At 62.5% G+C, this 23,260-nt stretch carries 24 protein-coding genes and 1 pseudogene; 11 read left to right on the forward strand and 14 right to left on the reverse strand.

The genetic code is table 11. From position 1 onward, the window contains the following. Positions 1-2 precede the first annotated feature (2 nt). Together ACLBW8_RS03650 and ACLBW8_RS03655 are read right to left on the reverse strand one after the other, a co-directional pair. On the reverse strand, positions 3-1,055 hold the full coding sequence (locus ACLBW8_RS03650; protein ID WP_447804600.1) for an L-idonate 5-dehydrogenase: 1,053 nt from the start codon (positions 1,053-1,055) through the stop codon (positions 3-5). 13 nt (positions 1,056-1,068) lie between these two features. Then, a complete protein-coding gene (locus ACLBW8_RS03655; protein ID WP_447804601.1) occupies positions 1,069-1,842 on the reverse strand; it encodes a glucose 1-dehydrogenase in 774 nt (257 codons plus the stop codon). 135 nt (positions 1,843-1,977) lie between these two features. On the opposite strand from ACLBW8_RS03655, the gene ACLBW8_RS03660 reads away from it, so the two are divergent. The 5 genes from ACLBW8_RS03660 to ACLBW8_RS03680 all read left to right on the forward strand — a co-directional run bounded on the left by ACLBW8_RS03660 (position 1,978) and on the right by ACLBW8_RS03680 (position 6,436). Continuing rightward, the gene (locus ACLBW8_RS03660; protein WP_447805010.1) at positions 1,978-2,850 is read left to right on the forward strand and encodes a LysR family transcriptional regulator; all 873 of its coding nucleotides are present in this window, start codon (positions 1,978-1,980) and stop codon (positions 2,848-2,850) included. 105 nt (positions 2,851-2,955) lie between these two features. Next, positions 2,956-3,588 (forward strand): glutathione S-transferase family protein, encoded by a 633-nt coding sequence (locus tag ACLBW8_RS03665; protein ID WP_221295197.1) that lies wholly within the window; start codon positions 2,956-2,958, stop codon positions 3,586-3,588. A gap of 34 nt (positions 3,589-3,622) precedes the next feature. Continuing rightward, positions 3,623-4,543: a LysR family transcriptional regulator gene (locus ACLBW8_RS03670; protein WP_064453109.1), complete on the forward strand. Its 921-nt coding sequence runs from the start codon at positions 3,623-3,625 to the stop codon at positions 4,541-4,543. Next, entirely contained in the window at positions 4,543-5,427 is an 885-nt protein-coding gene (locus tag ACLBW8_RS03675) for a LysR family transcriptional regulator (protein WP_221295195.1), read from the forward strand. The genes ACLBW8_RS03670 and ACLBW8_RS03675 overlap by 1 nt, the downstream gene beginning before the upstream one ends. A 79-nt stretch (positions 5,428-5,506) precedes the next feature. Next, complete coding sequence (locus ACLBW8_RS03680) at positions 5,507-6,436, forward strand: flavin-nucleotide-binding protein (RefSeq protein ID WP_447804602.1); 930 nt, start codon at positions 5,507-5,509, stop codon at positions 6,434-6,436. A gap of 59 nt (positions 6,437-6,495) precedes the next feature. Here the strand turns inward: ACLBW8_RS03680 and ACLBW8_RS03685 are convergent, their stop codons facing one another. Further along, on the reverse strand, positions 6,496-6,699 hold the full coding sequence (locus ACLBW8_RS03685) for a hypothetical protein (protein ID WP_447804603.1): 204 nt from the start codon (positions 6,697-6,699) through the stop codon (positions 6,496-6,498). A 181-nt stretch (positions 6,700-6,880) separates the two neighbouring features. Continuing rightward, on the reverse strand, positions 6,881-8,368 hold the full coding sequence (locus ACLBW8_RS03690; RefSeq protein ID WP_447804604.1) for an aldehyde dehydrogenase family protein: 1,488 nt from the start codon (positions 8,366-8,368) through the stop codon (positions 6,881-6,883). A gap of 236 nt (positions 8,369-8,604) precedes the next feature. Here ACLBW8_RS03690 and ACLBW8_RS03695 point away from each other — a divergent pair, with 236 nt between their 5' ends. Further along, positions 8,605-9,774, forward strand: coding sequence for a p-hydroxyphenylacetate 3-hydroxylase oxygenase component (locus ACLBW8_RS03695; RefSeq protein WP_064453105.1), 1,170 nt, complete (start codon positions 8,605-8,607; stop codon positions 9,772-9,774). A gap of 57 nt (positions 9,775-9,831) precedes the next feature. Further along, positions 9,832-10,311 (forward strand): annotated as a pseudogene (locus ACLBW8_RS03700) (flavin reductase family protein); the annotation flags it as partial. A gap of 32 nt (positions 10,312-10,343) precedes the next feature. Here the strand turns inward: ACLBW8_RS03700 and ACLBW8_RS03705 are convergent. Further along, the gene (locus tag ACLBW8_RS03705) at positions 10,344-11,666 is read right to left on the reverse strand and encodes a hypothetical protein (RefSeq protein ID WP_447804605.1); all 1,323 of its coding nucleotides are present in this window, start codon (positions 11,664-11,666) and stop codon (positions 10,344-10,346) included. Positions 11,667-11,884: 218 nt separating this feature from the next. Between ACLBW8_RS03705 and ACLBW8_RS03710 the strand changes: the two genes are divergently transcribed. From ACLBW8_RS03710 to feaR, 3 genes are all read left to right on the forward strand, one after another. Then, positions 11,885-13,384 carry an APC family permease gene (locus ACLBW8_RS03710; protein WP_221295190.1) on the forward strand — a complete coding sequence of 500 codons (1,500 nt, stop codon included), beginning with the start codon at positions 11,885-11,887 and terminating at the stop codon, positions 13,382-13,384. Further along, on the forward strand, positions 13,347-13,943 hold the full coding sequence (locus ACLBW8_RS03715; protein ID WP_447804606.1) for a DUF3156 family protein: 597 nt from the start codon (positions 13,347-13,349) through the stop codon (positions 13,941-13,943). The genes ACLBW8_RS03710 and ACLBW8_RS03715 overlap by 38 nt, the downstream gene beginning before the upstream one ends. 111 nt (positions 13,944-14,054) lie before the next feature. Next, complete coding sequence (feaR, locus tag ACLBW8_RS03720; protein ID WP_447804607.1) at positions 14,055-14,996, forward strand: transcriptional regulator FeaR; 942 nt, start codon at positions 14,055-14,057, stop codon at positions 14,994-14,996. A gap of 61 nt (positions 14,997-15,057) precedes the next feature. On the opposite strand, the gene ACLBW8_RS03725 is transcribed toward feaR, so the two are convergent. From ACLBW8_RS03725 to ACLBW8_RS03745, 5 genes are read right to left on the reverse strand one after another with little or no spacing between them, the layout of a single operon-like run. Then, entirely contained in the window at positions 15,058-15,813 is a 756-nt protein-coding gene (locus tag ACLBW8_RS03725) for an SDR family oxidoreductase (RefSeq protein ID WP_064453099.1), read from the reverse strand. Continuing rightward, positions 15,803-16,606, reverse strand: a complete 804-nt coding sequence (locus tag ACLBW8_RS03730) for an SDR family NAD(P)-dependent oxidoreductase (protein WP_064453098.1) — start codon at positions 16,604-16,606, stop codon at positions 15,803-15,805. Before ACLBW8_RS03730 ends, ACLBW8_RS03725 begins: the two co-directional genes overlap by 11 nt. After that, complete coding sequence (locus ACLBW8_RS03735; RefSeq protein WP_064453097.1) at positions 16,599-17,420, reverse strand: molybdenum cofactor biosynthesis F family protein; 822 nt, start codon at positions 17,418-17,420, stop codon at positions 16,599-16,601. The genes ACLBW8_RS03730 and ACLBW8_RS03735 overlap by 8 nt, the downstream gene beginning before the upstream one ends. 12 nt (positions 17,421-17,432) lie before the next feature. Continuing rightward, positions 17,433-17,798, reverse strand: coding sequence for a cupin domain-containing protein (locus ACLBW8_RS03740; protein ID WP_447804608.1), 366 nt, complete (start codon positions 17,796-17,798; stop codon positions 17,433-17,435). A gap of 29 nt (positions 17,799-17,827) precedes the next feature. After that, positions 17,828-19,126: an NAD(P)/FAD-dependent oxidoreductase gene (locus ACLBW8_RS03745; protein WP_447804609.1), complete on the reverse strand. Its 1,299-nt coding sequence runs from the start codon at positions 19,124-19,126 to the stop codon at positions 17,828-17,830. A gap of 208 nt (positions 19,127-19,334) precedes the next feature. Between ACLBW8_RS03745 and hpaR the strand changes: the two genes are divergently transcribed. After that, complete coding sequence (gene hpaR, locus ACLBW8_RS03750; protein ID WP_064453094.1) at positions 19,335-19,757, forward strand: homoprotocatechuate degradation operon regulator HpaR; 423 nt, start codon at positions 19,335-19,337, stop codon at positions 19,755-19,757. Between the two features lie 125 nt (positions 19,758-19,882). Here the strand turns inward: hpaR and hpaI are convergent, their stop codons facing one another. Genes hpaI through ACLBW8_RS03770 form a run of 4 tightly spaced genes read right to left on the reverse strand, consistent with a single transcriptional unit; the run spans position 19,883 to position 23,256 of the window. Continuing rightward, positions 19,883-20,683 carry a 4-hydroxy-2-oxoheptanedioate aldolase gene (gene hpaI / locus ACLBW8_RS03755; RefSeq protein WP_447804610.1) on the reverse strand — a complete coding sequence of 267 codons (801 nt, stop codon included), beginning with the start codon at positions 20,681-20,683 and terminating at the stop codon, positions 19,883-19,885. Positions 20,684-20,698: 15 nt separating this feature from the next. Further along, positions 20,699-21,502 (reverse strand): 2-oxo-hept-4-ene-1,7-dioate hydratase, encoded by an 804-nt coding sequence (hpaH, locus tag ACLBW8_RS03760; RefSeq protein WP_447804611.1) that lies wholly within the window; start codon positions 21,500-21,502, stop codon positions 20,699-20,701. An 11-nt stretch (positions 21,503-21,513) separates the two neighbouring features. After that, a complete protein-coding gene (locus ACLBW8_RS03765; RefSeq protein ID WP_447804612.1) occupies positions 21,514-22,818 on the reverse strand; it encodes an MFS transporter in 1,305 nt (434 codons plus the stop codon). 45 nt (positions 22,819-22,863) lie between these two features. After that, positions 22,864-23,256 (reverse strand): 5-carboxymethyl-2-hydroxymuconate Delta-isomerase, encoded by a 393-nt coding sequence (locus tag ACLBW8_RS03770; RefSeq protein ID WP_064453090.1) that lies wholly within the window; start codon positions 23,254-23,256, stop codon positions 22,864-22,866. Positions 23,257-23,260: the final 4 nt, after the last annotated feature.

Genomic DNA, 23,260 nt, shown 5'->3' on the forward strand with positions numbered 1-23,260 from the left:
GGTCAGCTCAAGTCCGGCACACCAAAGTCCAGCACCACTTTCATCGCCTGGGTCTTATCCGCCGCCAACTCAAATGCCTGCACCGCGTCGCCAAACGGCACGGTGTGGGAGATCACTGGGCGCACATCCACGATGTGGCGGTTGAGCAAGTCCACCGCCTGGGCGAATTCGCTGTGGAAGCGGAAGGTGCCGCGCAATTCAATCTCGCGACTGACCAGCACATTCAGCGGCAGCGACACATCGCCACCCAGCCCGACCGTCACCAGCACACCGCGCGGGGCGATGCATTCCAGGCCATTGCGCAGGGCCTGGGCACTGCCGGAGACTTCGAACATCACGTCGAAGTAACCTTTTTCAGCGGTGTAGCGCTTGAGTGCATCGGTGCTGTCGGCCAGGTTGTGCAGGCGCGTGGCGCCCATTTTTTCGGCGCAGGCGAGGGCGCTGGCGGACAGGTCCACGGCGACGATCTCAGCGGCACCGGCGGCGCGCAGGCTGCCGATCAGCAGGTTGCCGATCGGGCCACAGCCGGTCACCAGTATGCGTTTGCCGAACACCGTGCCGGCGCGTTGGATCGCATGCAAACCCACGGACAACGGCTCGGCCAACGCACCTTCGGCGAGGCTGACGTGGTCGGCCAGGTGATGGGCCTGATGCGTCTCGATCACCAGGCTTTGGCGAAACGCGCCCTGGATATGCGGGAAGGGCATGGCGCTGCCGTAGAAGCGCATGTTCAGGCAATGGTTGGGCAGGCCTTGATGGCAATACCGGCAACCGCCGCAAGGGCGCGATGGTGAAACGGCAATGCGTTGACCGACCTTGAACGAACCGACGTCACTGCCCACCGCGTCGATCACCGCCGACACTTCATGGCCGAGCACCATCGGCTCGCGCAGGCGCACGCTGCCGAAGCCGCCGTGCTGGTAATAATGCAAATCCGAACCGCAGATACCGCCACGGGCTATGCGTACGCGCAGTTGATCGGGCGCGAGGGCTTGCGGTTCATCCTGGGGATCGACCCGCAGGTCTTTCGAGGCGTGACAGACGATAGCGTGCATAAGGTTCTCCAGTTTACAGCGAGGCGGTGATGCCACCGTCGACATACAGGATGTGGCCATTGACGAAACTGGCCGCGTCACTGGCGAGGAAGACGGCGGCGCCGGCCAGTTCGGCCACGTCACCCCAGCGGCGGCTCGGCGTGCGCTGCACCAGCCAGTCGCTGAATTCGGGGTTGGCCACCAGGTTTGCATTCAGCTCGGTCTTGAAATAGCCGGGGCCAATGCCGTTGACCGTCAACCCATGGGGGCCCCAATCGATGGCCATGCCCTTGGTCAGCATTTTCAGTGCGCCTTTGCTCGCCGCATACGGTGCGATGCCCGGACGGCCCAGTTCACTTTGCACCGAGCAGATATTAATGATGCGCCCACGTTTGCGCGGGATCATCGCCCGTGCCACGGCCTGGCCCACCAGGAAAGCGCTGTCGAGGTTGGTGCTGATCAGCTCGCGCCAGTGTTGCTCGCTGTAGTCTTCCAGCGGCCCACGGCGTTGCATGCCGGCGTTGTTCACGAGGATGTCCAGCGGGCCAAGGCGCTCTTCGATATCGGCGACGGCGGCGTGGATGGCCGCGCTGTCGGTCACATCAAACGCCTGGGTGTGCACCTCCAGGCCTTCCAGCGTCAGCATTGCGGCCGCATCGCGCAAAGTGCTGCGGTTGCGCCCATTGAGCACCACTCGCGCCCCGGCCTGGGCCAGGCCGCGAGCGATGGCCAGGCCGATACCGGCACTGGAACCGGTGATCAGAGCGAGTCGACCGTCGAGGCGGAACGTTTCCAAAACGTTTTGCATGGGGTTGTCTCTCCTGGCGTGTGTATGGTGATAAGCGTTGAGTCCAATGGCGCTTACTTCATCCCAGTGTAGGGTGTAGGTCCAATGTTCATTTATGATCGGCTGATCAATATTGGTGATAACCAAGGGGGGCGGATGGAGCTCAAGCACTTGCGCGCGTTTGTGGTGCTGGCCCAGGAGCTGCATTTCGGGCGGGCGGCGGCACAGTTGTCGATCGTGCAGCCAGCGCTGAGCATGCAAATAAAGCTACTGGAAAGTGGTCTCGGCGTACGCCTGCTGGATCGCAACCGCCACTCGGTGACGCTGACCGACGCCGGCCGGGTGTTTCTGCCGGAGGCCCAGGCCACCTTGCACCAGGCCGCTCGGGCGGCCGATACGGCACGGGCGTCCAACCGTGGTGAAATCGGGCGGGTGCGCTTGGGATTTGTGTCGTCGGTGTTGCCACAGTTATTGCCCGAGTTGATCCGCGCAGTACACCAGCGCTACCCGCGTATCGAACTGGAGCTCAAGGACATGCCCGGCCCTGATCAAGCGGCTGCCTTGAAGAACGGCCAGTTGGATTTCGGCCTGATGCGCTTGCCGGCCGCCCACCCCGGCGTGCAGACCCGCGCGGTGTTGCATGAGCATTTTTGCGTGGCGTTGCCAATTGATCACCCACTGGCGGCCCAGGATTTCATCCGGCCTGGCGACCTGCTCAATCTGCCGGTTTACATTCTGGCGCGACGTTACGCGCCGGGGTTCTATGACGAGTTTATCCAGGCCCTGGGCATCACGCTGGCTATCGCCAGCGAACTGGGTGAGTTCACCACCATGCTCGCGCTGGTGTCCGCCGGGTTGGGCATTGGGGTGTTGCCGCAGCAGGCGGCGCGGGCGTTGCCCGCCAATTGCGTGTCGCGGCATCTGCAGCTGGGCGGCTTCCAGGCCAGTACAGGGTTGGCCTGGACCGAGCTGGACAGTGCAGTGAAGACCACGGTGTTCGATCTGATCGTGGAATTGTTCGGCGAATGATTGTTTCATTCGGTGAAATACTGGATTGTAAATCCTGGTGATTCCATTGTTCGGGGCAGCGGTAGACCATCCCTGGCACCGACACCCCCACCTTTGGAGTCTTGCATGTCCCAGTCTGCGATCAAACTTTATGGTTTTCCGCTGTCCGGCCACTCTCATCGGGTTGAGCTGATGTTGTCGCTGCTGGGCCTGCCCACGGAATTTATCCTGGTGGACCTCAAGCAGGGCGCCCAAAAATCCCCAGACTTTATCGCCACCCTCAACAGCTTTGGCCAGGTGCCTGTGATTGACGACAATGGCACGGTATTGGCCGATTCGAATGCGATCCTGATCTACCTGGCGAACACCTATGGCAACGGCCAGTGGCTGCCGACCGATCCTGTCGACCAAGCATGCGTGCAGCGTTGGCTGTCGGCCGCCGCCGGGCAACTTCACGCTGGGCCGGCTGCGGCGCGACTGGCCGTGGTGTTTGGCGCCGATGTCGATACCGTCACCGCGATCAACCGCTCTCACGCCCTGTTGAAGTTGGTGGAGCAGCAACTGAGCCAAAGTCGCTTCCTGGCCAGCGAACAACCGAGCATTGCCGATATCGCCTTTTACACTTACGTGGCCCATGCGCCGGAAGGCAATGTGTCACTGGCCGACTACCCTCAAGTGCGCGCTTGGCTTGCCAGCATTGAAGCATTGCCGGGCTTTGTGGGCATGCCGCGCACGGCCGTTGGCCTGCAATCACAGTAATGTGAACAGCCTGTGCCTATTAGAGTGAACGCCGATGGACCGATTTCATGAAATGCAGGTGTTTCTCGCGGTGGCCGAGGAGGAGGGCTTCGCCGCTGCTGCGCGCCGCTTGAACACCTCGCCGCCGAGCGTGACCCGGGCCATCGCAGCCATGGAACAACGCATCGGCACCCAACTGCTGGCACGCACTACCCGCAGCCTGCACTTGACCGAGGCCGGCCAGCGTTACCTGGAAGATTGCAGGCGTATCCTCGCCGAATTGGATGAAGCTGAAGAAGCCGCGGCGGGCAGTTATTCCATCCCCTGTGGGCACTTGACGGTGACCGCGCCGGTGCTATTCGGCGAGCTGTATGTGGCACCGGTGCTTGGCGATTACCTGGACCGCTTTCCCCAGGTGAATATCAACGCCTTGCTGGTCGACCGCGTGGTCAACATGACCGATGAAGGCGTCGACGTGGCCGTACGCATCGGCCATTTGCAGGAATCGGGGCAGCAGGCGATCAAGGTCGGCGAAGTGCGCCGAGTGGTGTGCGCCGCGCCCGGTTATCTCGATCAGCACGGGCGCCCGTCGCGGCCTGAGCAACTGCGCGAAGCGAAGGTCGTCACCTCGTCCTCCAGCCAGTTGGTGAGTGAGTGGCGGTTTGTCGACGCGGGTCACCCGCTGACAGTGCCTATCGAACCGCGTTTGGTGGTCACGGCGAACAATGCCGCGATTAACCTGGCGCGGCTCGGCTGGGGCGTGACGCGGGTGCTGTCTTACCAGGTCGCGGCTTCGGTGGCGGCGGGGGAGCTGGAGATAGTGTTGGCGGATTTTGAACCGGCGCCGCTGCCGATCCAGGTGGTGTTTCACAAGAGCGGCCGCGTACCGGCCAAGATCCACACCTTTGTCGACTTCCTCACCCAACGCCTCGGGCAGGACACGGCCCTGAACCCGGCGATGAAGCGGCGCGGCTGATGGAACGGTATCGCGACATGCAACTGTTTGCGGCGTTGGCCGGGCAACCCAGCCTGGCTTCGGCGGCGCGTTATGCGCAAGTCTCCGGTCCAACCTTGATACGCGCCATTGCCCGCCTGGAAGCCCGCCTGCACGTGCCGCTGCTGCTGCGCACTACGCGGGGTGTGAGCCTGACCGATGCGGGCAACGCCTACATGACCGACTGCGTGCGCCTACTGGCCGCCGTGGACGCCGCCGAGGCCTCGGCCAAAGGCTTGCATGTGCAGCCCCAGGGTAATCTGCAGGTATTTTTGCCGTTGCTGTTCAGCCACTATGTGATGGCGCCGGTGTTGGCGGCTTACATGGACCGTTACCCTGGCGTGCGCCTCGTCGCCCACTATCACGACTATTACCCCAACCTGCACGAAGAGGGGCTGGACGTGGCGGTACTGGTGGGCGAGCTGCCCAGCTCGTCGCTGATCGCCCGGTTGGTGGGGAGGGTGCGGCCTATCCTCTGCGCCAGCCCCGGCTACCTCGCCACTAATGGTGAGCCGATGCACCCCAATGACTTCAATCGCCACCACCTGATCGCCAACGCTGATTGGGTGCACTGGGCCTTTCAAGGTTATTCACTCAAGGCGCACGCGCGCTTGAGTTGCGCCACAGTACAAGGGGCGATCAATGCGGCCGTGCACGGTGCAGGATTGATACGCTGCCTGAGCTACTCGGTTCACGAACATCTGGTGAGCGGCCAATTGCGCCGCGTGTTGCCAGCTTTTGAAGGGCCGCCGTTGCCGGTGCACGTGGTCTACCGCGAGGGCCGCAATGCGCCGATGCGCGTGCGCAGTTTTGTCGACCACTGCGTGGAAGCGCTGCGTGAACATCCGGCATTTCAGTTGGCGTAATAGTGGATTGCCTGGCGTGGGTATTCTCTCGATGGTTGGCTGGGCTTAGCCTCTGCACATTGACTATGAGGTGATCGCGATGAACCTGATCGAACAGTCCCCCTGGCATGCCGGCGAACGGCAGATGCAGGAAAGTGCCGGCGTTGCCGAGCGCATGGCAGTGGTCGGGCCCAAGGTGATCCGTGATCATTTGCCGGAGCAGCATCGGGATTTTTATCCGTTGCTGCCTTATCTGGTGCTCGGTGTGGTGGACGAACAGGGCACCCCGTGGGCGACACTGCTGGAAGGCGCGCCGGGGTTTGCCCATTCACCGAATCCGCAGGCGTTACAGGTCGACAGCATGCCGTCCAAGGGCGACCCGGCGTTGCCTGCAATACTCAGTGGCGCGTCGGTGGGCCTGCTGGGCATTGACCTCAACACCCGGCGTCGCAACCGTATAAATGGCTGCATCGGCCGCCTCGATCGGGAGGGTTTCTCGGTCGACGTCGTGCACACGTTCGGAAACTGCCCCAAGTACATCCAGCTGCGCCCGATCGATGCGATTGCGCGCAAACCCGGCACCCTGGCCGAGTGCTCCAGCAGTCTGGACGATACGGCGCGGGCCATGATCCGCCACGCCGACACCTTCTTCGTCGCAAGCTTTGTGGACGTGGAAGGCCAACGTTCGGTGGACGTCTCCCATCGCGGCGGCAATACCGGTTTTGTGCACGTCGACGGCAACGTGCTGACCATCCCTGACTTCGCCGGCAATCTATTCTTCAATACTTTGGGCAACCTTTTGGCGAACCCGGTGGCGGGGTTGTTGTTTATCGATTTCGAATCGGGCGACGTGATGCAGGTGGCCGGGCGCACCTCGCTGATTCTCGGCGGCCCCGAAGTGGCGGCGTTTGAGGGGGCGCAGCGGTTGTGGACGGTGACCGTGGAGCAGGTGGTGCGCCGCCCGGCGGCATTGGCGTTGAGGTGGAGTTTTGCGGGGTTTTCGCCCTATAACCTGGCGATGGGGCATTAACTCCAGCCTAGCGAACACGCCCGATGCAATGCCTCTTTACCCCTGACGGCGCACGTTGATCAGTGCTTGTCAGCGGCACAGTCGAGGACGAGTACGCCATGCTGGCCCTCGGCAAGCAGTGGGCCGAAAAACGTTGGGCAGGCATAGGGTCGTAATACGTCGCCGAAGTGCGAACCGTCGGGCCTGGCATCGCTGAGCAAACCGCCATCGCGTTGGACAATGGCGAAAAGGTGTTGGCCGCGGTCGGCGGCGAGCTTGCCCATGTGATCATGCTGCGGCTGTATATCGCCTAGCACGCTCGCGATCGGCAGGAGCCGATAGCGCAAGCCCCGTGCCAGCGTTTCCCACGCAACCCGCCGCCGTCTTCGTGGATTATCGTCAATCGGTTGTCAGCGTCGGAGTGGTTGATCGATATTGAGGCGCAGGTGGCGATGCCAAGCAGCCTCAATACCGAATCATCACTGACTTAAGTTCGGTGTAATCCTCGATAAACGCACTGCCAAATTCCCGTCCAACCCCCGAAGAACGATTGCCCCCGAACGGCACGGCCGGGTCGAGCAGGGTGTGCATATTCACCCACACGGTGCCCGCGTTAATGGCCGGTATCATGCGCAATGCCTTGCCGAGGTCGTGGGTCCACAGGCTGGCACTCAACCCGTAGGGGCTGTTGTTCATCAGCGCGAGCAATTCGTCTTCGCTGTCGTAGGGCAGGAAGGTGGCGATGGGGCCGAAGGTTTCTTCGTTGAGCAGGGTGTCGTTGACGCTGTTGGCCAGGATCACAGTGGGCTCGACGTAGCAGCCGGGCCGGTCGATGAGCTTGCCGCCGTGGATGATCGTGTTGTTTTCGGCGCGGGCCTGCTGGAAGTAGCCGAGCAGTTTCTGCTGGTGTTGCTGGTGGGTTACCGGGCCGAATTCGGTGCGTTCGTCCAGGGGCGAGCCAATTCTCAGTCGGCTGAGGCGCTGGCTGAGCTTTTCCAGCACGGCGTCCATCTGCGAGCGGTGCACGAAGAAGCGTTCGGCCGCCGCGCAGATTTGCCCTGAGTGCAAAAAGCCCGCCTCGATAATCCCGTCCACCGCCTTGTCCGCGTCCATGTCACGCAAGAAACCGGCGGCGTTTTTGCCGCCCAGCTCCAGGGTCGCGCGGGTCAGGCCGGCGCCCACGGCGCTGCGGCCCACGGCGATACCGGTGGGTACGGAACCTGTGAACGACACTTTGTGGGTGCCGGGGTGTTCCACCAGGCCTTTGCCGACGTGCCCGCCGCCGGTCAGCACATTGAGCACGCCCGCCGGTAGCCCGGCGTCAATGGCCAGTTCGGCGATGCGCAGGATGGTCAACGGGGTGAATTCGCTGGGTTTGATGATGATGCTGCAACCGGTCACCAGCGCAGAAGCGAGTTTCCAGATGGCGATCATGGTCGAGAAATTCCACGGCACGATACCGACCACCACGCCCACCGGCTCGCGCAGGGTAAATGCGGTGTAGCGCTCGCCGTTGAAGGAGGGCAACGACGGTGTGAGGGTCTGGCCGCTGATCTTGGTGGCCCAGCCGGCGTAATAGCGCAGGAAGTGCGCGGCCTGGTCGACCTCGAACGCGCGGGAAATCTGGATGATTTTGCCCGACTGGCAGGTTTCGATCTGCGCCAGTTCTTCGCGATTGTGTTCCAGCAGGTCAGCGAGTTTCAGCAGCACGTTGCCGCGTGTGGCCGGTGCGGCCTGGGACCATCGTTGGAACCCTCGGTTGGCGGAGGCCACGGCTGCATCGATATCCGCGAGGTCCGCATCGGCGAACTCGGCGATCACCTGGCCGGTCGCAGGGTTGGTTACTGTCAACGTCTGGCTGGCATGGCTGTGCACGGTGGCGCCGTCAATAAACAGCCCATGCTGGCGACGCAAAAAGGCTTCGACTTGGGGCAGCAGCGGGATATCGCTCATGGCAGGTTCCTGGCAGTTCACAAAGGAAAACCCGAGGGTAGCCAACGCGCGAAGGCAGCGCTTGACTGTGCCTGCCGCGCCTTATGTCTGTGCCTGCCACGTCTATGAAAAGTACAACCTTGCCTGCCGAATGTGCATTTTGCGCCCGTGCAATGCGTTCGATACTGGCCCTGCATCCGGCGCCGTGCCTGTACGTGGCGCACCTGCCGGACCTCCAATAATAAGCAGGGCCGTCCATGAAAAAGCCAAACCCGCTCCTCGAAGACCTCAAGCCCCTCCTGCCCGCCATCGCCGCGAATGCCGCGCGCGCCGAACAGCAGCGCCAGGTACCGGATGAAAACATCGCCTGGCTCAAAAGCATTGGCCTGCACCGTGCCTTTCAACCCAAGGCCTTTGGTGGCCTGGAGCTGTCGCTGCCGGAGTTCGCCGACTGCATTGCCTTGCTCGCCGGCAGTTGCGCCAGCACCGCCTGGGCCATGAGCTTGTTGTGCACCCACAGTCACCAGTTGGCGTTGTTCTCGGCAACCTTGCAGCAGGAAATCTGGGGTGCCAACCCGGATGCCACGGCCAGCAGCAGTATTGCGCCGTTCGGGCGAGTGGTGGAGGGCGATGGCGGTGTGCATTTGAGCGGTGAAATGGGTTGGAGCAGCGGCTGCGACCATGGCGAGTGGGCGATTGTCGGCTGTCGTCGGCAGAACACCGAAGGCACCCAGGATTATTGCTTTGCCGTGTTGCCGCGCAGTGACTACCAGATCCGTGACGACTGGTACGCCGCCGGCATGAAAGGCAGTGGCACCAAGACCTTGATCATCGACAATGCCTGGGTGCCCGAACACCGGATCCAGAAGGCCAAGGACATGATGGAAGGCAAGTCCGCAGGCTTTGGTCTCTATCCCGACAGCAAGATCTTTTACGCACCGTACCGGCCGTATTTCGCCAGCGGCTTCTCGACCGTGAGCCTGGGCGTGGCCGAACGCATGCTGGAGGTGTTTCGCGAAAAAACCAAAACCCGCGTGCGCGCCTACACCGGCGCCGCCGTTGGCGCGGCTACCCCTGCGTTGATGCGCCTGGCCGAGTCCACCCACCAGGTGGCGGCCGCCCGCGCATTCCTCGAAAAAACCTGGCAGGAGCATGCCGAGCACAGCGCCGCGCACCGTTACCCGAGCCGCGAGACGCTGGCGTTCTGGCGCACTAACCAGGCCTACGCGACCAAAATGTGCATCGAAGCCGTGGATCGCCTGTTCGCTGCCGCAGGTGGCAATGCCTGGTTCGAACACAACGAGATGCAGCGCCTGTTCCGCGATTCCCATATGACCGGCGCTCATGCCTACACCGACTACGATGTCTGCGCGCAGATCCTCGGCCGTGAGCTGATGGGCCTTGAACCTGACCCGAGCATGGTGTGACGGGTTCTTCCACAATAACCATCAGGGTGACCGTGCGCGGTCGCCCGGGAGTCTTGCATGTCTGACAGCAGCCTTTTCGACCCACGGGCCTTTCGCCGCGCCCTGGGCAACTTCGCCACCGGCGTGACCGTGGTCACCGCCGCCACTGCCTCCGGGCGCAAGGTGGGCGTGACCGCCAACAGTTTCAACTCGGTGTCACTCGATCCGCCGCTGGTGCTGTGGAGCATCGACAAACGCTCCAACAGCCATGAAGTGTTTGAGGAAGCCAGTCACTTTGCAGTGAATGTATTGGCGGCGGATCAGGTGCACTTGTCCAATAACTTTGCGCGCCCGCGTGAAGACCGCTTCGCCTTGATCGAATACGAGCCGGGGGAGGGTGGCTCGCCGGTGTTTGCCGATTGCTCGGCGCGGTTTCACTGCGAGAAGTACCAGCAGGTGGACGGCGGCGACCACTGGATCATGATCGGCAAGGTGGTGGCCTTCGATGACTTCGGCCGCGCACCGTTGCTCTATCATCAAGGCGCCTATGCCGAGGTTCGGGCGCTGCGTCCCTGCGCGCCCGAGGCGATTCAGAACGGTACGGCGACCACCAACTGACTGTAGACATTGGTGCCGTTGCCGCCGACCTGGTTGCCGCCGGTCTCTGCATCCTTGTTGGGTTTGTAGAGGCCGAGCAGCGGCGTGATGAACAGGTGTTCGTTGACGGCCCATTCGGCATACAGGTCCAGCTCGCGGCCATCCAGGTTCAACTGGCCGCGGGTGCTGACCGTGCTGTAGTCGAAGAACAGCGCGCCAAGGGTGAGGTTGTCCAGCGGCTTGACCTTGAGCGCCACGTGCTGCACTGCCGTGTTGCTGTTGTACGGGCCGGAATAGTTGCCCGCCACCTCGCCCTGAACCCAGGTGCCGTAGCCGCGATTGAAGCCTGAGAACATGGCGTCCCAGTTTTTTGAATAGCGTGCATAACGGTAGGTGAGGTCCGGTGACCACGGCAGGTCAGTGAAGGTGTAGCCGGCTTCGGCGTAACCGGCATTTTCCTGGGCGTCGCGACGGTCCTGGCGTGCCAGTTCAAAGGCAAAGTGCGCGCTGTCGATGCCGGCATTTCCGGCGCCGCGCAGGCTGTAGAGGTTCATGCCTTTGCGCTGGCGCTGCAGGTCGGTGGCGAAGCGCTCATCCACGTCGACCCCGTGAATATAGGTCAGGCCCAGGGTACCCGGTGCGGCGCTGTATTCCAGGGTGCCGGCGGCCATTTCGGTCATGGCCTGTGCCGGGTTGTCGGATTTTATCCACATCAGGCTGCCATGCACGCCGTCCTTGCCACCCAGGCGGATCACCGCCGTCTGGTCGAAGGCATGGCGTGCGGCGATGTAGTAGGCGCCGCCGCGATTGAACTCACCGTCGCCCACACCCTTGCCGAGGTTGGGGCCGTCGTCGTTGATGATGAAACCATCGCCCAGCATGATGATCTGCCGGCCGAACGACAGGTCTACGCCGTCCTTGCCCAACCCCGGGAACAGGTCGCCGGAGCGCCAGCCGGCGAAGGCTTCGTCAAACTTGGTGGTGCGCTCTGTGCCGTTGGTGACCCCGGACGCATCACCATCGCCCCAGGTGCCGGAACTCACCAGGTTGGCCGTACCGTACACGCCGCCAAAACTGCCCAGGCTGTGTTCGACACTCAGGCCGTACTTGATGAACGCCTCGCGCCAGGTCGAGCCGCCGCTACGCCCATCGTAGTTTTTCGGGCTGTTGAACATCCCGTACACGGCGAGGAAGTTGCCGGTGACTTTGGTGTCGGCATCGGCATACAGCTCGATCGCCTGAACCTCGCAGACCAGCAACGCCATGCCCAGGCCGACCGCCTGGCGCAGGCGGCGATTTTTCAGTGTGTGCTCCATTGTTATTGTCCCCATCTTGGTTAAGAGTGAGGGCGCATTAGGGCGAGCGGTGGGCGCCCAAGTCTTTCATTTGCGTGCCAGGGAGTTGACCCTGGCCGCCAGGCGGCAGGCCGTGGCAGGGAGCAACAAAACCGGCGGCAGACAGGGGCAAGACGATCAACTCGGGTGGGGCGCACAGTGCCGACACATTTAAAAAAACCGCTTTCGAGGACCCCACCATGTCGATCAACGACCGACTCACCGCGCACCTCAACCGGGGCACGGTAGGTTTCCCCACCGCGTTGGCCAGCACCATTGGCCTGATCATGGCCAGCCCGGTGATACTTACCGCCACCATGGGGTTTGGCATCGGCGGCAGCGCATTTGCCCTGGCGATGCTGATCGCCGTGGTGATGATGCTGGCCCAGGCCACCACGTTCGCCGAAGCCGCTTCTATCCTGCCCACCACCGGTTCGGTGTACGACTACATCAACTGCGGCATGGGCCGGTTTTTTGCGATCACCGGCACCTTGTCGGCCTACCTGATCGTGCATGTGTTTGCCGGCACCGCCGAGACCATCCTGGCCGGGGTGATGGCCCTGGTGAACTTCGAGCACCTCAATACCCTGGCTGAGTCGGCCGGCGGTTCGTGGCTGCTTGGCGTGGGCTTCGTGATTGTCTTCGGTGTGTTGAATGCCTTTGGCGTCAGCGCGTTTGGCCGGGCGGAGATTATCCTCACCTTCGGCATGTGGACCACGCTGATGGTGTTTGGCGTGCTGGGCCTGATTGCCGCGCCGGCGGTGCAACTGGACGGCTGGTTCGGTGCATCACTGGTGGGCACCGACCTGATTACCGTGCTGTCGCTGGTGGGCATGGCGATGTTCATGTTTGTCGGCTGTGAGTTCGTCACGCCGCTGGCGCCGGACCTGCGCCAGTCGGCCAAGGTCATGCCGCGCGCGATGATGCTCGGGCTGGTGGGCGTGGCCACGTGCATGTTCATCTATGGCGCGGCGATGAAGCGCCAGGTGGAAAACGTCGTGTTGGACGCCGCTTCCGGCGTGCACTTGCTGGACACGCCCATGGCGATCCCCAAGTTCGCCGAGCAGGTGATGGGGCAGATCGGCCCGATGTGGCTGGGCATCGGTTTTCTGTTTGCCGGCGCCGCAACCATCAACACCCTGATGGCAGGCGTGCCACGCATTCTCTATGGCATGGCGGTGGACGGCGCGTTGCCCAAGGTCTTCACCTACCTGCACCCGCGCTTCAAGACGCCGCTGCTGTGCATCCTGGTGGCAATGCTGATTCCCTGCCTGCACGCGTTGTACCTGGGCGGCAACACCGACAACATCATGCACCTGGTGCTGGCGGCGGTGTGTGCGTGGAGCTTTGCCTATTTGCTGGTGACGGTGTCGGTGGTGATCCTGCGTATTCGCCGGCCGGATTTGCCACGGGCCTACCGTTCGCCGTGGTTCCCGCTGCCGCAGATCGTGTCGAGTATCGGCATCCTTTTGGGCATGTGGTTCATCACGCCACCGGGCATGAACCCGGCCGATATCTACGTGCCATTTGGCGTGATGCTCGCCATCACCGCAGCGTATGCGTTGTTCTGGACCCTGGTGGTGCAGAAGGTCAACCCCTTCAAGCCGGCCTCCGTGGAGGAGGTGCTGGCCAAGGAATTCAGCAACGAACCGGGGCTCCCAGATGATGGTTATGGCGACTTTGCGGCAAAAACTGTTTGAGCTGCTTCGCGCTGATCGCGCTCCGGCGGGGTATCGGCCGGGCGTGACCCTGGAGCATCTGCGGCGTAATTTGGGGCTGGCGAACGTCGAGCGGCTGTCCGCGACACAGGTAAAAGTGTGTGTGGATGAGGTGGCGCTGGAAATTGTCGAGCGCGCCGAATCGCAGTTGTTGATGCACATGGTGATGACCGAATTTGTACTGCGCGTGCCCGCGTCGACAGCGGGCACGGCGAGCTTCGAGGTGCATCATGGCGGCGCGATTCGACGCCGGGGCGTTTGCGTGCGCCGCCGCTCCGGCAACCCGGCGCTGGCCCGTGAGTTACAGGCGTGCTTGCTGGCCGACGACGCATTGTTCCAGGCGCTGATGCCGCTGGATTTCAAGCGCCTGCGTATCGAACTGCACGACCAGCAATGGTGCCTGCGCCTGGAGCATATGGGCGGCAGCGAGGTGGTCAATCGGCTGCCGGCGTTTCGGCGTTACATCGCGCTGAGCCCGGTGCAGCGCGGGCATTTACTGGCGACGATGGCCGGCTTGCAGCGGGTGTTGTCGAACCTCTGATTGGCATCAATAGTGCTTTCGTAATGGCAAACAGGTAGTTGTTGCGTGCATATAGATAACATGTTAACTATTGCATCAGAACAACAAAAAAAACCATTGCGGAGGCACCCCATGAGCATCCCACAGCATGCACACGACGGGCTGGACAGCTGGAACCACGAGCTGCGCGCCGCGTGCGGTCATTTCGACACTGAACTGGCGTTCAACCGCTCGCTGTTTATCGGCGAGATCAACAACTTGCCGCGTGGCCTGGCGATCCTGCGCACCAATGCCGGGCTGATCAAGCGCCCGGCGCACCACGCCGACCACGATAATGACCAGGATTGTTTCCTCGTCAGCCAGCGCAGTGGTTACTCGCAGATCGTGCAGAACGGCCAGACCCTGCAACTGGCGCCCGGCGAGATGCTGTTGATGGACTCTGTGGGCTCTATCGAAATCACCCCCTTCGGCCTCATTGAACATGCCTCGTTGTCGCTGTCGCGCCCTGAGGTGTGCAAGCACCTGGGCGGCGATGCCCATGCCTTCGGCAAGATATCTTCGACCAAAGCCTGTGGGCGCATGCTGCATGTGCTGATGGACCAGTTGTGCAAGGACGACACGGCGGACGGTGCGGGTGAAGTCGAGGCGCTGCAAACCGCGTTCGTCTCGCTGCTGGGTTCGGCCCTGGAGCAGGGCGATGAGTGCCGTGAAGGCTTGGCGGCGTTGCAGGGGAATAACCTGCGCAGTTATGTGCAGAAGGTGATTGATGAGTCGCTCAGCCAGCCCGGCCTGAGCCCGATCGGGTTGGCCAATCGGCTGAATATTTCGGTGCGACACCTGTACCGGTTGTTTGAGGAGCAAGACGACAGCGTCTGTCGCTATATCCAGCGGGCGCGGCTTAAACGCAGCGCGGATGATTTGACCAACCCGTTCCTCAGGAGTGAGTCGATCACCTCGATTGCCTACAAGTGGGGCTTTACTGACTCGGCGCATTTCAGCCGGTCGTTCAAGAAGCAATTCGAGGTGTCGCCCAAGGATTTCCGGTCCAGCCGGTTGCAGGCAGCGGGAGCATAACCCGGGTCTTCAACGCTAATGTGGGGCGGGGCTTGCGACCACATTGGAACCGAGCCGGGTTTCAGACTTCCGGCAAGGTCGACCCGCCGTCCACCACCAGGGTTTGGCCGGTGATATAGCCAGCCAGATCGGAGGCCAGAAACAGCATGGCGCCGGCGATATCCGCCGCCGAGCCCAGGCGCCCGAGCGGCACGCGGCTGGCGATGCTGGCATTCAGCGCGGCGTCGCCCAGGTTGCCCATCGCCGGGGTGGCGATCATGCCCGGCTCCACACCATTCACCCGCACCTTCAGCGACGCCAATTCCAGCGCCGCGTTGCGAATAAAGCCGTTGACCCCGGCCTTGGACGCCGCGTAATGACTGAGCCCTGGATAGCCGACCCGATTGCCGGTGACCGAAGACGTCACCAGCACGCAGCCACGACCCTGCGCGCGAAACGCCGGCAAGGCCGCCTGGGTCAGCCAGAACAATGCTGACAGGTTGACCGCCAAGGTCCGTTGCAGGATGGCCGGGGTGATGTCGGCAAACGCCGTCAGCGGAAAATACCCGGCGTTGTGCACCAGGACATCCAGCCGCGCCAACCCTTGAACACAGGCGAACACCGCCTCTGACTCCGCCAGGTCGACGCCCACGGCTTCGACGCGGTAACCCTGCACGCAGAGTGCGGCGGCAACCTCCTGGGCTTGCGCGAGCAGGCGGTCGGCAATCACGACCTGCGCGCCGCGTCGGGCAAACGCTTCGACGATACCGAGCCCAATGCCTTGCGCGCCGCCGGTGACCAACACCACACGTCCGCTGAAATCCAGGTCATTCACCATGGCTGGGCTCCAGTCGCGTGAAGGCCAATGTCGGCACATCGACAATGCTCGAACCGCCGTCGGCGACCAACGTCGCCCCGGTGATGATCGATGCATCACTTGACGCCAGGAAGCGACAGGCTTTGGCGATTTCCTCGGCGCGTGCGGCCCGGCGCAGCGGCACATCGGCGCACACCCGTTCATAAGCCTGTTGCAGCGTATCGCCATAGGCATTCATCAGCGGCTGCATTTCCGCATCCGCCATGGGGGTGTGCACCCAGCCCGGGCATACCGTGTTCACCCGCACGCCGTGGGGGCCATAATCCCGCGCGAGAGAGCGGTTAAGCCCGAGGAGCGCATGCTTGGCCGTGGTGTAGCCGCACACGTCGGGCCCTGCCGCCAACGAGGCGATGGAGCCGATCAGCACAATATTGCCCGCGCTTTCCTGCAACATCGGCAGGCAGGCGCGGGCGCTGTAGAACGCGCTGTCGAGGTTGCTGCGCAGTGCACTTTCCCAAGTGGCCGGGCTGGTCTGGGTCGCGCTGCCCACGCCATGGCCACCCGCGCAAGCCAGCAGCACATCCAGGCGCCCGTAGTGTTCGCGGATCTGCCGGATAAACCCGTCCCAGGTGTCCGGGCAGGCGGCGTCGCCCACCAGGATCAGCCCGCCGGTTTGTCGGGCCACCTGTTCCAGCGGCTCACGGCGCCTGCCGATCAGCACCAACCGCGCGCCGTCCTCGGCATACAACCGCGCACACGCAGCGCCGATACCGGTGCCGGCACCCGTGATGACGACCGTGCGCGGCTCAGTCACGAGGGTACTCCGTGCGGTTAAGCACCTGGCAATAGGAGCTGATGGGGAAGTTCGACAGCGCATCGAATGACGCCCCGGCGTAGCCAAAAATTTTGCCGTCGCTGCGGTGCTGTTGCAGGTCGATCAGCACCAGGCCGAGGGTGGGTACGATTTTTTCTTGCCACACAAACAGGTACAGCTGTTCGGCGATCTTGTAGTAGTGGCAGCGGTCGGTGTCGCACAAGCCTTGCTCCACGCCCTTCAAACATTGCCAGGCATAGAAGCGTGGGTTGAGGTAGATGTGCTCATAGATTTCGCTGGGGCTGTAGCGGTACTGATTGCGCAGGCCCAGTAGTTCGTCGGTTGGCGCATGCAGGCAGTGGCCGTCTTGCCACGGGCGGTCGAGGCTGCCGTGCAGGAAGTCGACCTGCACCGAGCTCAGCGGTTTACCGGCCAGGGCTCGGTGGTAAAGGCCCTCGTGGGTTTCCGATTGTTCGGGCAGGCGGCCGATCACCGCCGTAAACGACTCGCCCGGTGTATCCAGCACCAGGCTGATCGACCAGCTTTGCCCGGCCTCATGCTTGATGAAGTCCACCAGGTACAACCCCGGGCGAATCGAGGTGGCGCGGTAGGGCGCGCTGCCGCTGGAGTGCCCGTCGGCGGCCTGCCAGGCCAGGCGGTCCTGCTCGAAACGGTGCTCAATCTGCCAGCCATTGGCGAAGTGCAGGGTAAACGTCTTGCCGGCCAGCTCGGCGAGGTTGGGCAGGATAAACGCTTGCGGGGCAAACCCGTCGGCCAGGGCGCCCACGGTGATCCAGTCTGGGGAACTCGTCATGGCAACGCTCCCTTAGGCAACGGCGAAGTAGTGTTTGACGAAACTCTCGCTGACCACTTCCCACAGCACGGGTGTGCCCTTGGTCACGAACCAGCTGTCGCCGGCCTTGTAGCGCGCGGATTGGCCGGTGGATTCGTCGGTCAGGACCACTTCGCCGGTCACCACTGTGGCCTGCTCAGCGAACGGGTAGACCATGCGGAACTTGCCCCGGGTGGTGCCGAAGTAAGCACTGCTGACCGGATCGGCAGGCGCGCCGAAGGTCATCTTGCCGAAGGCACGCACCTCGCCTTCGAGGATCTCTGAGCCGAGATCGGCCACGGTACCCCAGGCGTCGAGTTCCGACAGCTGGACGTTGTGCTTGAGGGTGGTAAGGGTCATGGCAGTTGCTCCTGATAAGTAAACGAAAATTAGCGGCGCCCGTTCCAGTAGCCGGAAAGTTGGTGCCAGGATTTGCCTGCCGTCAGCAGCAAGGGGCGGATCGCGTCCTTGCCGATAATGGTCGGGCGACGAATCGAGCTGACCAGGTCATAACGCGCCGAGCCTTCGCTCATGCCTTCGGCCAGGACCTTGCAGATGATGTGGCTGGGGGTGACGCCAAAACCGGAATAGCCCTGCACGAAAAACGCATTACTGCGCCCTGGCAAAGTGCCGATCTGCGGAAACAGATTGGGGCTGCACGCCATCGGCCCGCCCCACGCCAGGTCGATTTTCACGTCCTTGAGGTAGGGGAAAATCTTCAGCATCAGGTTGCGGTTCCAGGCCTTCAGGTCGCCGGGAATATGCTCCACCAGCGGCGTTGCGGCACCGAACAGCAAGCGGTTTTCATTGGTCACGCGGTAGTAGTCGATCACCGGGCGAATGTCGCTGTAGGCCCCGCGAATCGGGCTGATGCGTTGGATCAGTTCCTCGGACAACGGCTCGGTCATCATCTGGAATGCGTAGGTGTTGATGGTCGAACGGTGCAGCTCCGGTTCCAGCTTGTTGAGGAAACTGTCGCAGGCCCACAGCAACTTGCTGGCGCGGACCGAGCCGCGGCCGGTGCGCACGGTGATGCGCTCGCCATAACTGACGTCCAGGGCAGGGCTGTTCTCGAAAATCCGTACGCCATGGCTGGCCAGGGCGGTGGCTTCGCCCAACAGCAGGTTGAGCGAGTGCACATGCCCGCCGCCCATGTGCAGCAGGGCGCTGGTATAGGCTGTGGAACCGATGATCTGCTGCACGTCGGCGCCGCCGAGAAAGCGGATCTCATGCTGGCTGTTGATCGACTTGAAGTCCTTTTCCCAGGCGCGCAGGGTTTTTTCCTGGCGGGCGTTGAAGCCCATGTAGCCATAGCCGTGGCAGAAATCCGCGTCGATGTTGTACTTGGCGATGCGGTTCTTGATGATGTCGGCGCCCAGGTCGCTGATCTCGAATACCTGGCGCAGGCCGTCTTCGCCCACATCCTTCTTGATCTTCTCCAGGTCATGGCCGATGCCCGCCATGATCTGCCCGCCGTTGCGCCCGGTGCCGCCAAAGCCCAGGTAGCGCGCTTCGAGCACCACAACATTGGTGATGCCTTTTTCCGCCAGTTCCAGGGCAGTGTTGATACCGGAGAAACCGCCGCCAATCACCACGACATCGGCGTCGATGTCCTGCTCCAGCGTGGGGAAGCTGAGGTTGTATTTCTTGGTGGCGGTGTAATACGTGGGGGTTTCGATGTTGATCATGGCGCAGCCTGAAAAGGTGAAGGAAGGCGCTAAAACGGATGCCTCCATTAGGGGCCCTGGCGGGACGGATGTCTTGACCCTGCGTGCCCAGGCTTTTGATTCAGCGCGCCATGGGCAGGTGCGGCAAACAAGTTATAGCGCGCTCACTGGCCGGGAATGCTAGAGTTTCGTTAAATTATTAACTAAATAACCCGTGACCCTGATCCCTATGCTTAAACCTCGACAATCCCTGACATTGGCCCTGCTGCAAGCCCGCGAAGCTGCCATGAGTTTTTTCCGGCCCTCCCTGAATGAACACGGCCTGACCGAACAGCAATGGCGGATCATCCGCATCCTTGAGCAACACGGTGAGCTGGAGATTTACCAACTGGCGGAACTGGCCTGCATCCTCAAACCGAGCATGACCGGCGTGCTGGTGCGCATGGAGACCGCCGGCATGGTGCACCGGCGCAAGGCCGAGCAGGACCAGCGCCGTGTGCTGGTGACCCTGGCCGACAAGGGCAAGGCGAGTTTCGAGTCCATGAGCCATTGCATGGAAGCCAACTACCAGCGCTTGCAGGATCAATTCGGTACGGAGAAGTTTGAGGCCCTGTTGGGCCTGCTGGATGACTTGAAGAACATCAAGCGCTGAAACCATTGCTCAAACGCCACACACCAAAGTGTGGGAGCTGGCTTGCCTGCGATAGCGGTGTACCTGTGACAACTAAACCCATTGGCCCACCGCCATCGCAGGCAAGCCAGCTCCCACATGAGATCTCAGTAGACACCACCGGTGTGTGAGGCTTCGGAAGCGCCCTTGAATTTCCCCGCCAAACTCTGCAAGCCACGCATCAACACCGTGGTATCCACACCTACCGCCACAAACGTCGCACCCAGTTCGATGTAGCGCCGCGCCAGCGTTTCATCCGCACTGAGAATTCCCGCCGCCTTGCCCGCGTGTACGATGCGCGTGATTGCCTGTTCAATTGCCGCCTGCACCGCAACGTGCCCCGGGTTACCGCGATGCCCCATGGACGCGCTCAAATCCGCCGGGCCGATAAACACACCGTCCACGCCTTCGACTGCGGCGATGGCGTCCAGATTGGCCAGGCCTTCAGCGCTTTCAATCTGCACCAGTAGGCACATCTGCTCATCGGCCTGGTCGAGGTAACCTGGGATGCTGTTCCAGCGTGAAGCGCGGGCCAAAGCACTGCCGACGCCACGAATGCCCAGGGGCGGGTAGCGCATGGCACGCACCAGTTCGCGGGCCTGCGCGGCGCTTTCAACCATTGGCACCAGTAATGTCTGAGCGCCGATATCCAGCAGTTGCTTGATCAGCGCGCTGTCGCCGATCACCGGGCGAATCAGCGCCTGGCTGGGATAGGGCGCGATGGCCTGCAATTGGCCAAGCATGCCTGGCAGAGCGTTGGGCGCGTGTTCGCCATCGATCAGCAACCAATCGAAACCGGCGTTGGCGGCCAGCTCGGCACAGTAGGCATTCGCCAGGCCGAGCCACAGGCCGATCTGTACGTCGCCCTTGTTCAGGCGTTGTTTGAAGCGGTTGACAGGCATGTCCATGACAATCTCCAGTGGTCAGACGAAACGGCAGGCGATCGACCCGAGCGTGTCGTAGTCGACATGGAAGGTATCGCCGGGGCGTGCCGCCACCGGGCGCGTAAACGAGCCACCGAGGATGATTTGCCCGGGCAGCAGCGTGACGTCATACGCCGCCAGCTTGTTGGCTAGCCACGCCACGCCCTTGGCCGGGTGGTTAAGCACTGCTGCCGACACCCCGGACTCCTCGATAACGCCATTGCGGTACAGCACCGCCGGCACTTTGCGCAGGTCGATGTCGGTGGGCCGCACGGCGCGGCCGCCCATCACCACTCCCGCATTCGCGGCGTTGTCGGAGATCGTGTCGAAGACCTTGCGGGTCGCGTGGGTCTGTGGGTCGACCTGTTGGATGCGCGCGTCGATGATCTCCAGCGCCGGAATCACCCACTCGGTGGCGTCGAGGACGTCGAACACCGTGCAGTTCGGACCCTTGAGCGGTTTGCCGAGGATGAAGGCCAGTTCCACTTCCACCCGAGGGACAATGAAACGCTCGAAGGGAATATCACTGCCCTCGTCGAAAAACATGTCATCGAGCAGCGCGCCATAGTCGGGTTCGGTGATGTTCGATGACACTTGCATGGCCCGTGAAGTCAGGCCGATTTTGTGACCCTTCAAGGTACGGCCGTCCTTGATCTTCTGCGCGACCCAGGCGCGCTGGATGGCGTAGGCGTCTTCAATCGTGATGCCAGGGTAGTCGAGGGAGAACTGGCGCACCTGTTCGCGGCTGCGTTCGGCGCGGTCCAGACGGGTAGCGGCCTCATGGATTTGCTGTGAGTCGAGCATGGCAACGGTCTCTAGTGTGGGTTGACGATGGCGGCGTGGGTGCGCAGCACCAGCAGGCCGCCGAGGGCGATAAACAGGGCGAGTACGTAAAGCGCGAGGCTGGCGCTCTGGGTGGCGTCGCGCATCCAGCCGATCAGGTACGGCGCGAGGAACGCGGCGACGCTGCCGAACGAGCTGATCATGGCGATGCCGGCGGCCTGGGTGGTGTTGGAGAGAAACGCTGGCGGCAGTTGCCAGAACATCGGCAGGGCGGCACTGGCGCCCATGCCGGCGACCACCAGCCCGCTCATCACCAGCAGCGGATTGCCTGGCGCCAGGCCGGTCACGGCGATACCGACGGCGGCCATCAGCAATGGCACACACAGGTGCCAGCGACGTTCGCGGTGCCGGTCGGACGAGCGTCCGCAGCCGATCATGAAGAAGCACCCGGCCAGATACGGCACGGCGCTGAGCAGGCCAACCTGGCTGTCGCGGCCGATGCCAGCGCCGTGGATCAGGGTCGGCATCCAGAACGCCAGGGTGTTTACCGCCAGCATCACCGCAAAGTACACCGCCACCAACAGCCACACCTGCGGGTCACGCAGGATGCCGCTGAACGAGGTGATGGTCTTGCGCTGTTCTTCGCTGCTCAGTTGGGCGTGCAGTTGCTGTTTTTGCTCGGCCGTCAGCCAGTTCACCGAGTCGAAACCGTCCGGCAAGCACTTGAGCACCACCAGCCCCAGCAGCACCACCGGCGCGCCTTCGATCAGGAACATCCACTGCCAGCCGCGCAGGCTGCCCACGTCGTGGAAGTTCTCCAGAATCGCCCCGGAGAGTGGCCCGCCCAACACGCCGGCCATCGGCACTGCAATGGCGAACAGCGCGGTGACCTGGGCACGCCGGCGTGCCGGGTACCAGCGGTTGAGAAACACCAGGATACCCGGGAAAAACCCGGCCTCGGCCACCCCCAGCAAAAAGCGCAGCACATAGAAACCACGGGCACTCTCGACCCACAACATGCCAGTGGACAACAGGCCCCACACCACCATCAGGCTGGCGATCCAGCGCCGTGGCCCGACCCGGTCAAGTGCCATATTGCTGGGTACGCCGAACAGCGCGTAGGCGATAAAAAACAGCCCGGCGCCGAAGCCGTAGACCGTGTCGCTGAAGTGCAGGTCGCTGCTCATCTGCATCTTCGCGAAACCAATGTTGATGCGGTCCAGATGGGCGAACAGGTAACACACCAACAACAGGGGCATCAGGCGCCAGGTGACTAAACGATGGGTGCGGTCGTGCTCGGCCAGCACGAGGCTGGCAGTGGAATTGGCTGTGCTCATGGTGTTGTACTTTTTGTCTGAGTGGCCGTGAGGTGAGGGCGGGACTCAGCCCGCCGGGTTGTTCAGAAATGCATGCACGTTGTTCTGCTTGAAGTTGAGCTGCGGGTGCAGTTCGACCATCTCGAATGACAGCGCCAGCAAGCGTTGCGCCTGCAGCTCGGCAAAGTGCGCGCTGATCGTCGCGAACACGGCCTCGGCCACCGCCTGTCGCGTGGGCAGGTCGCGGCCATGACCCACCTTGAGGGTCATGTGCACAAAGGCGTAGTCGTGCTTGCCATCGGCCATGCGCCAGGTGTCCAGGCGCACGCCACGGCTGCGGATGCCGCCAAGGGGAAACACGCCACTGTCCCCCAGCACGCGGTGGATCTTTTCAAACAGGCCGGGCAGGTCGGCCTGTGGTTCGATGTTGTCGGTGTACTCGGCGATAAAGTGCGGCATGGTT

This window comes from Pseudomonas sp. M5A4_2d (assembly GCF_053345295.1).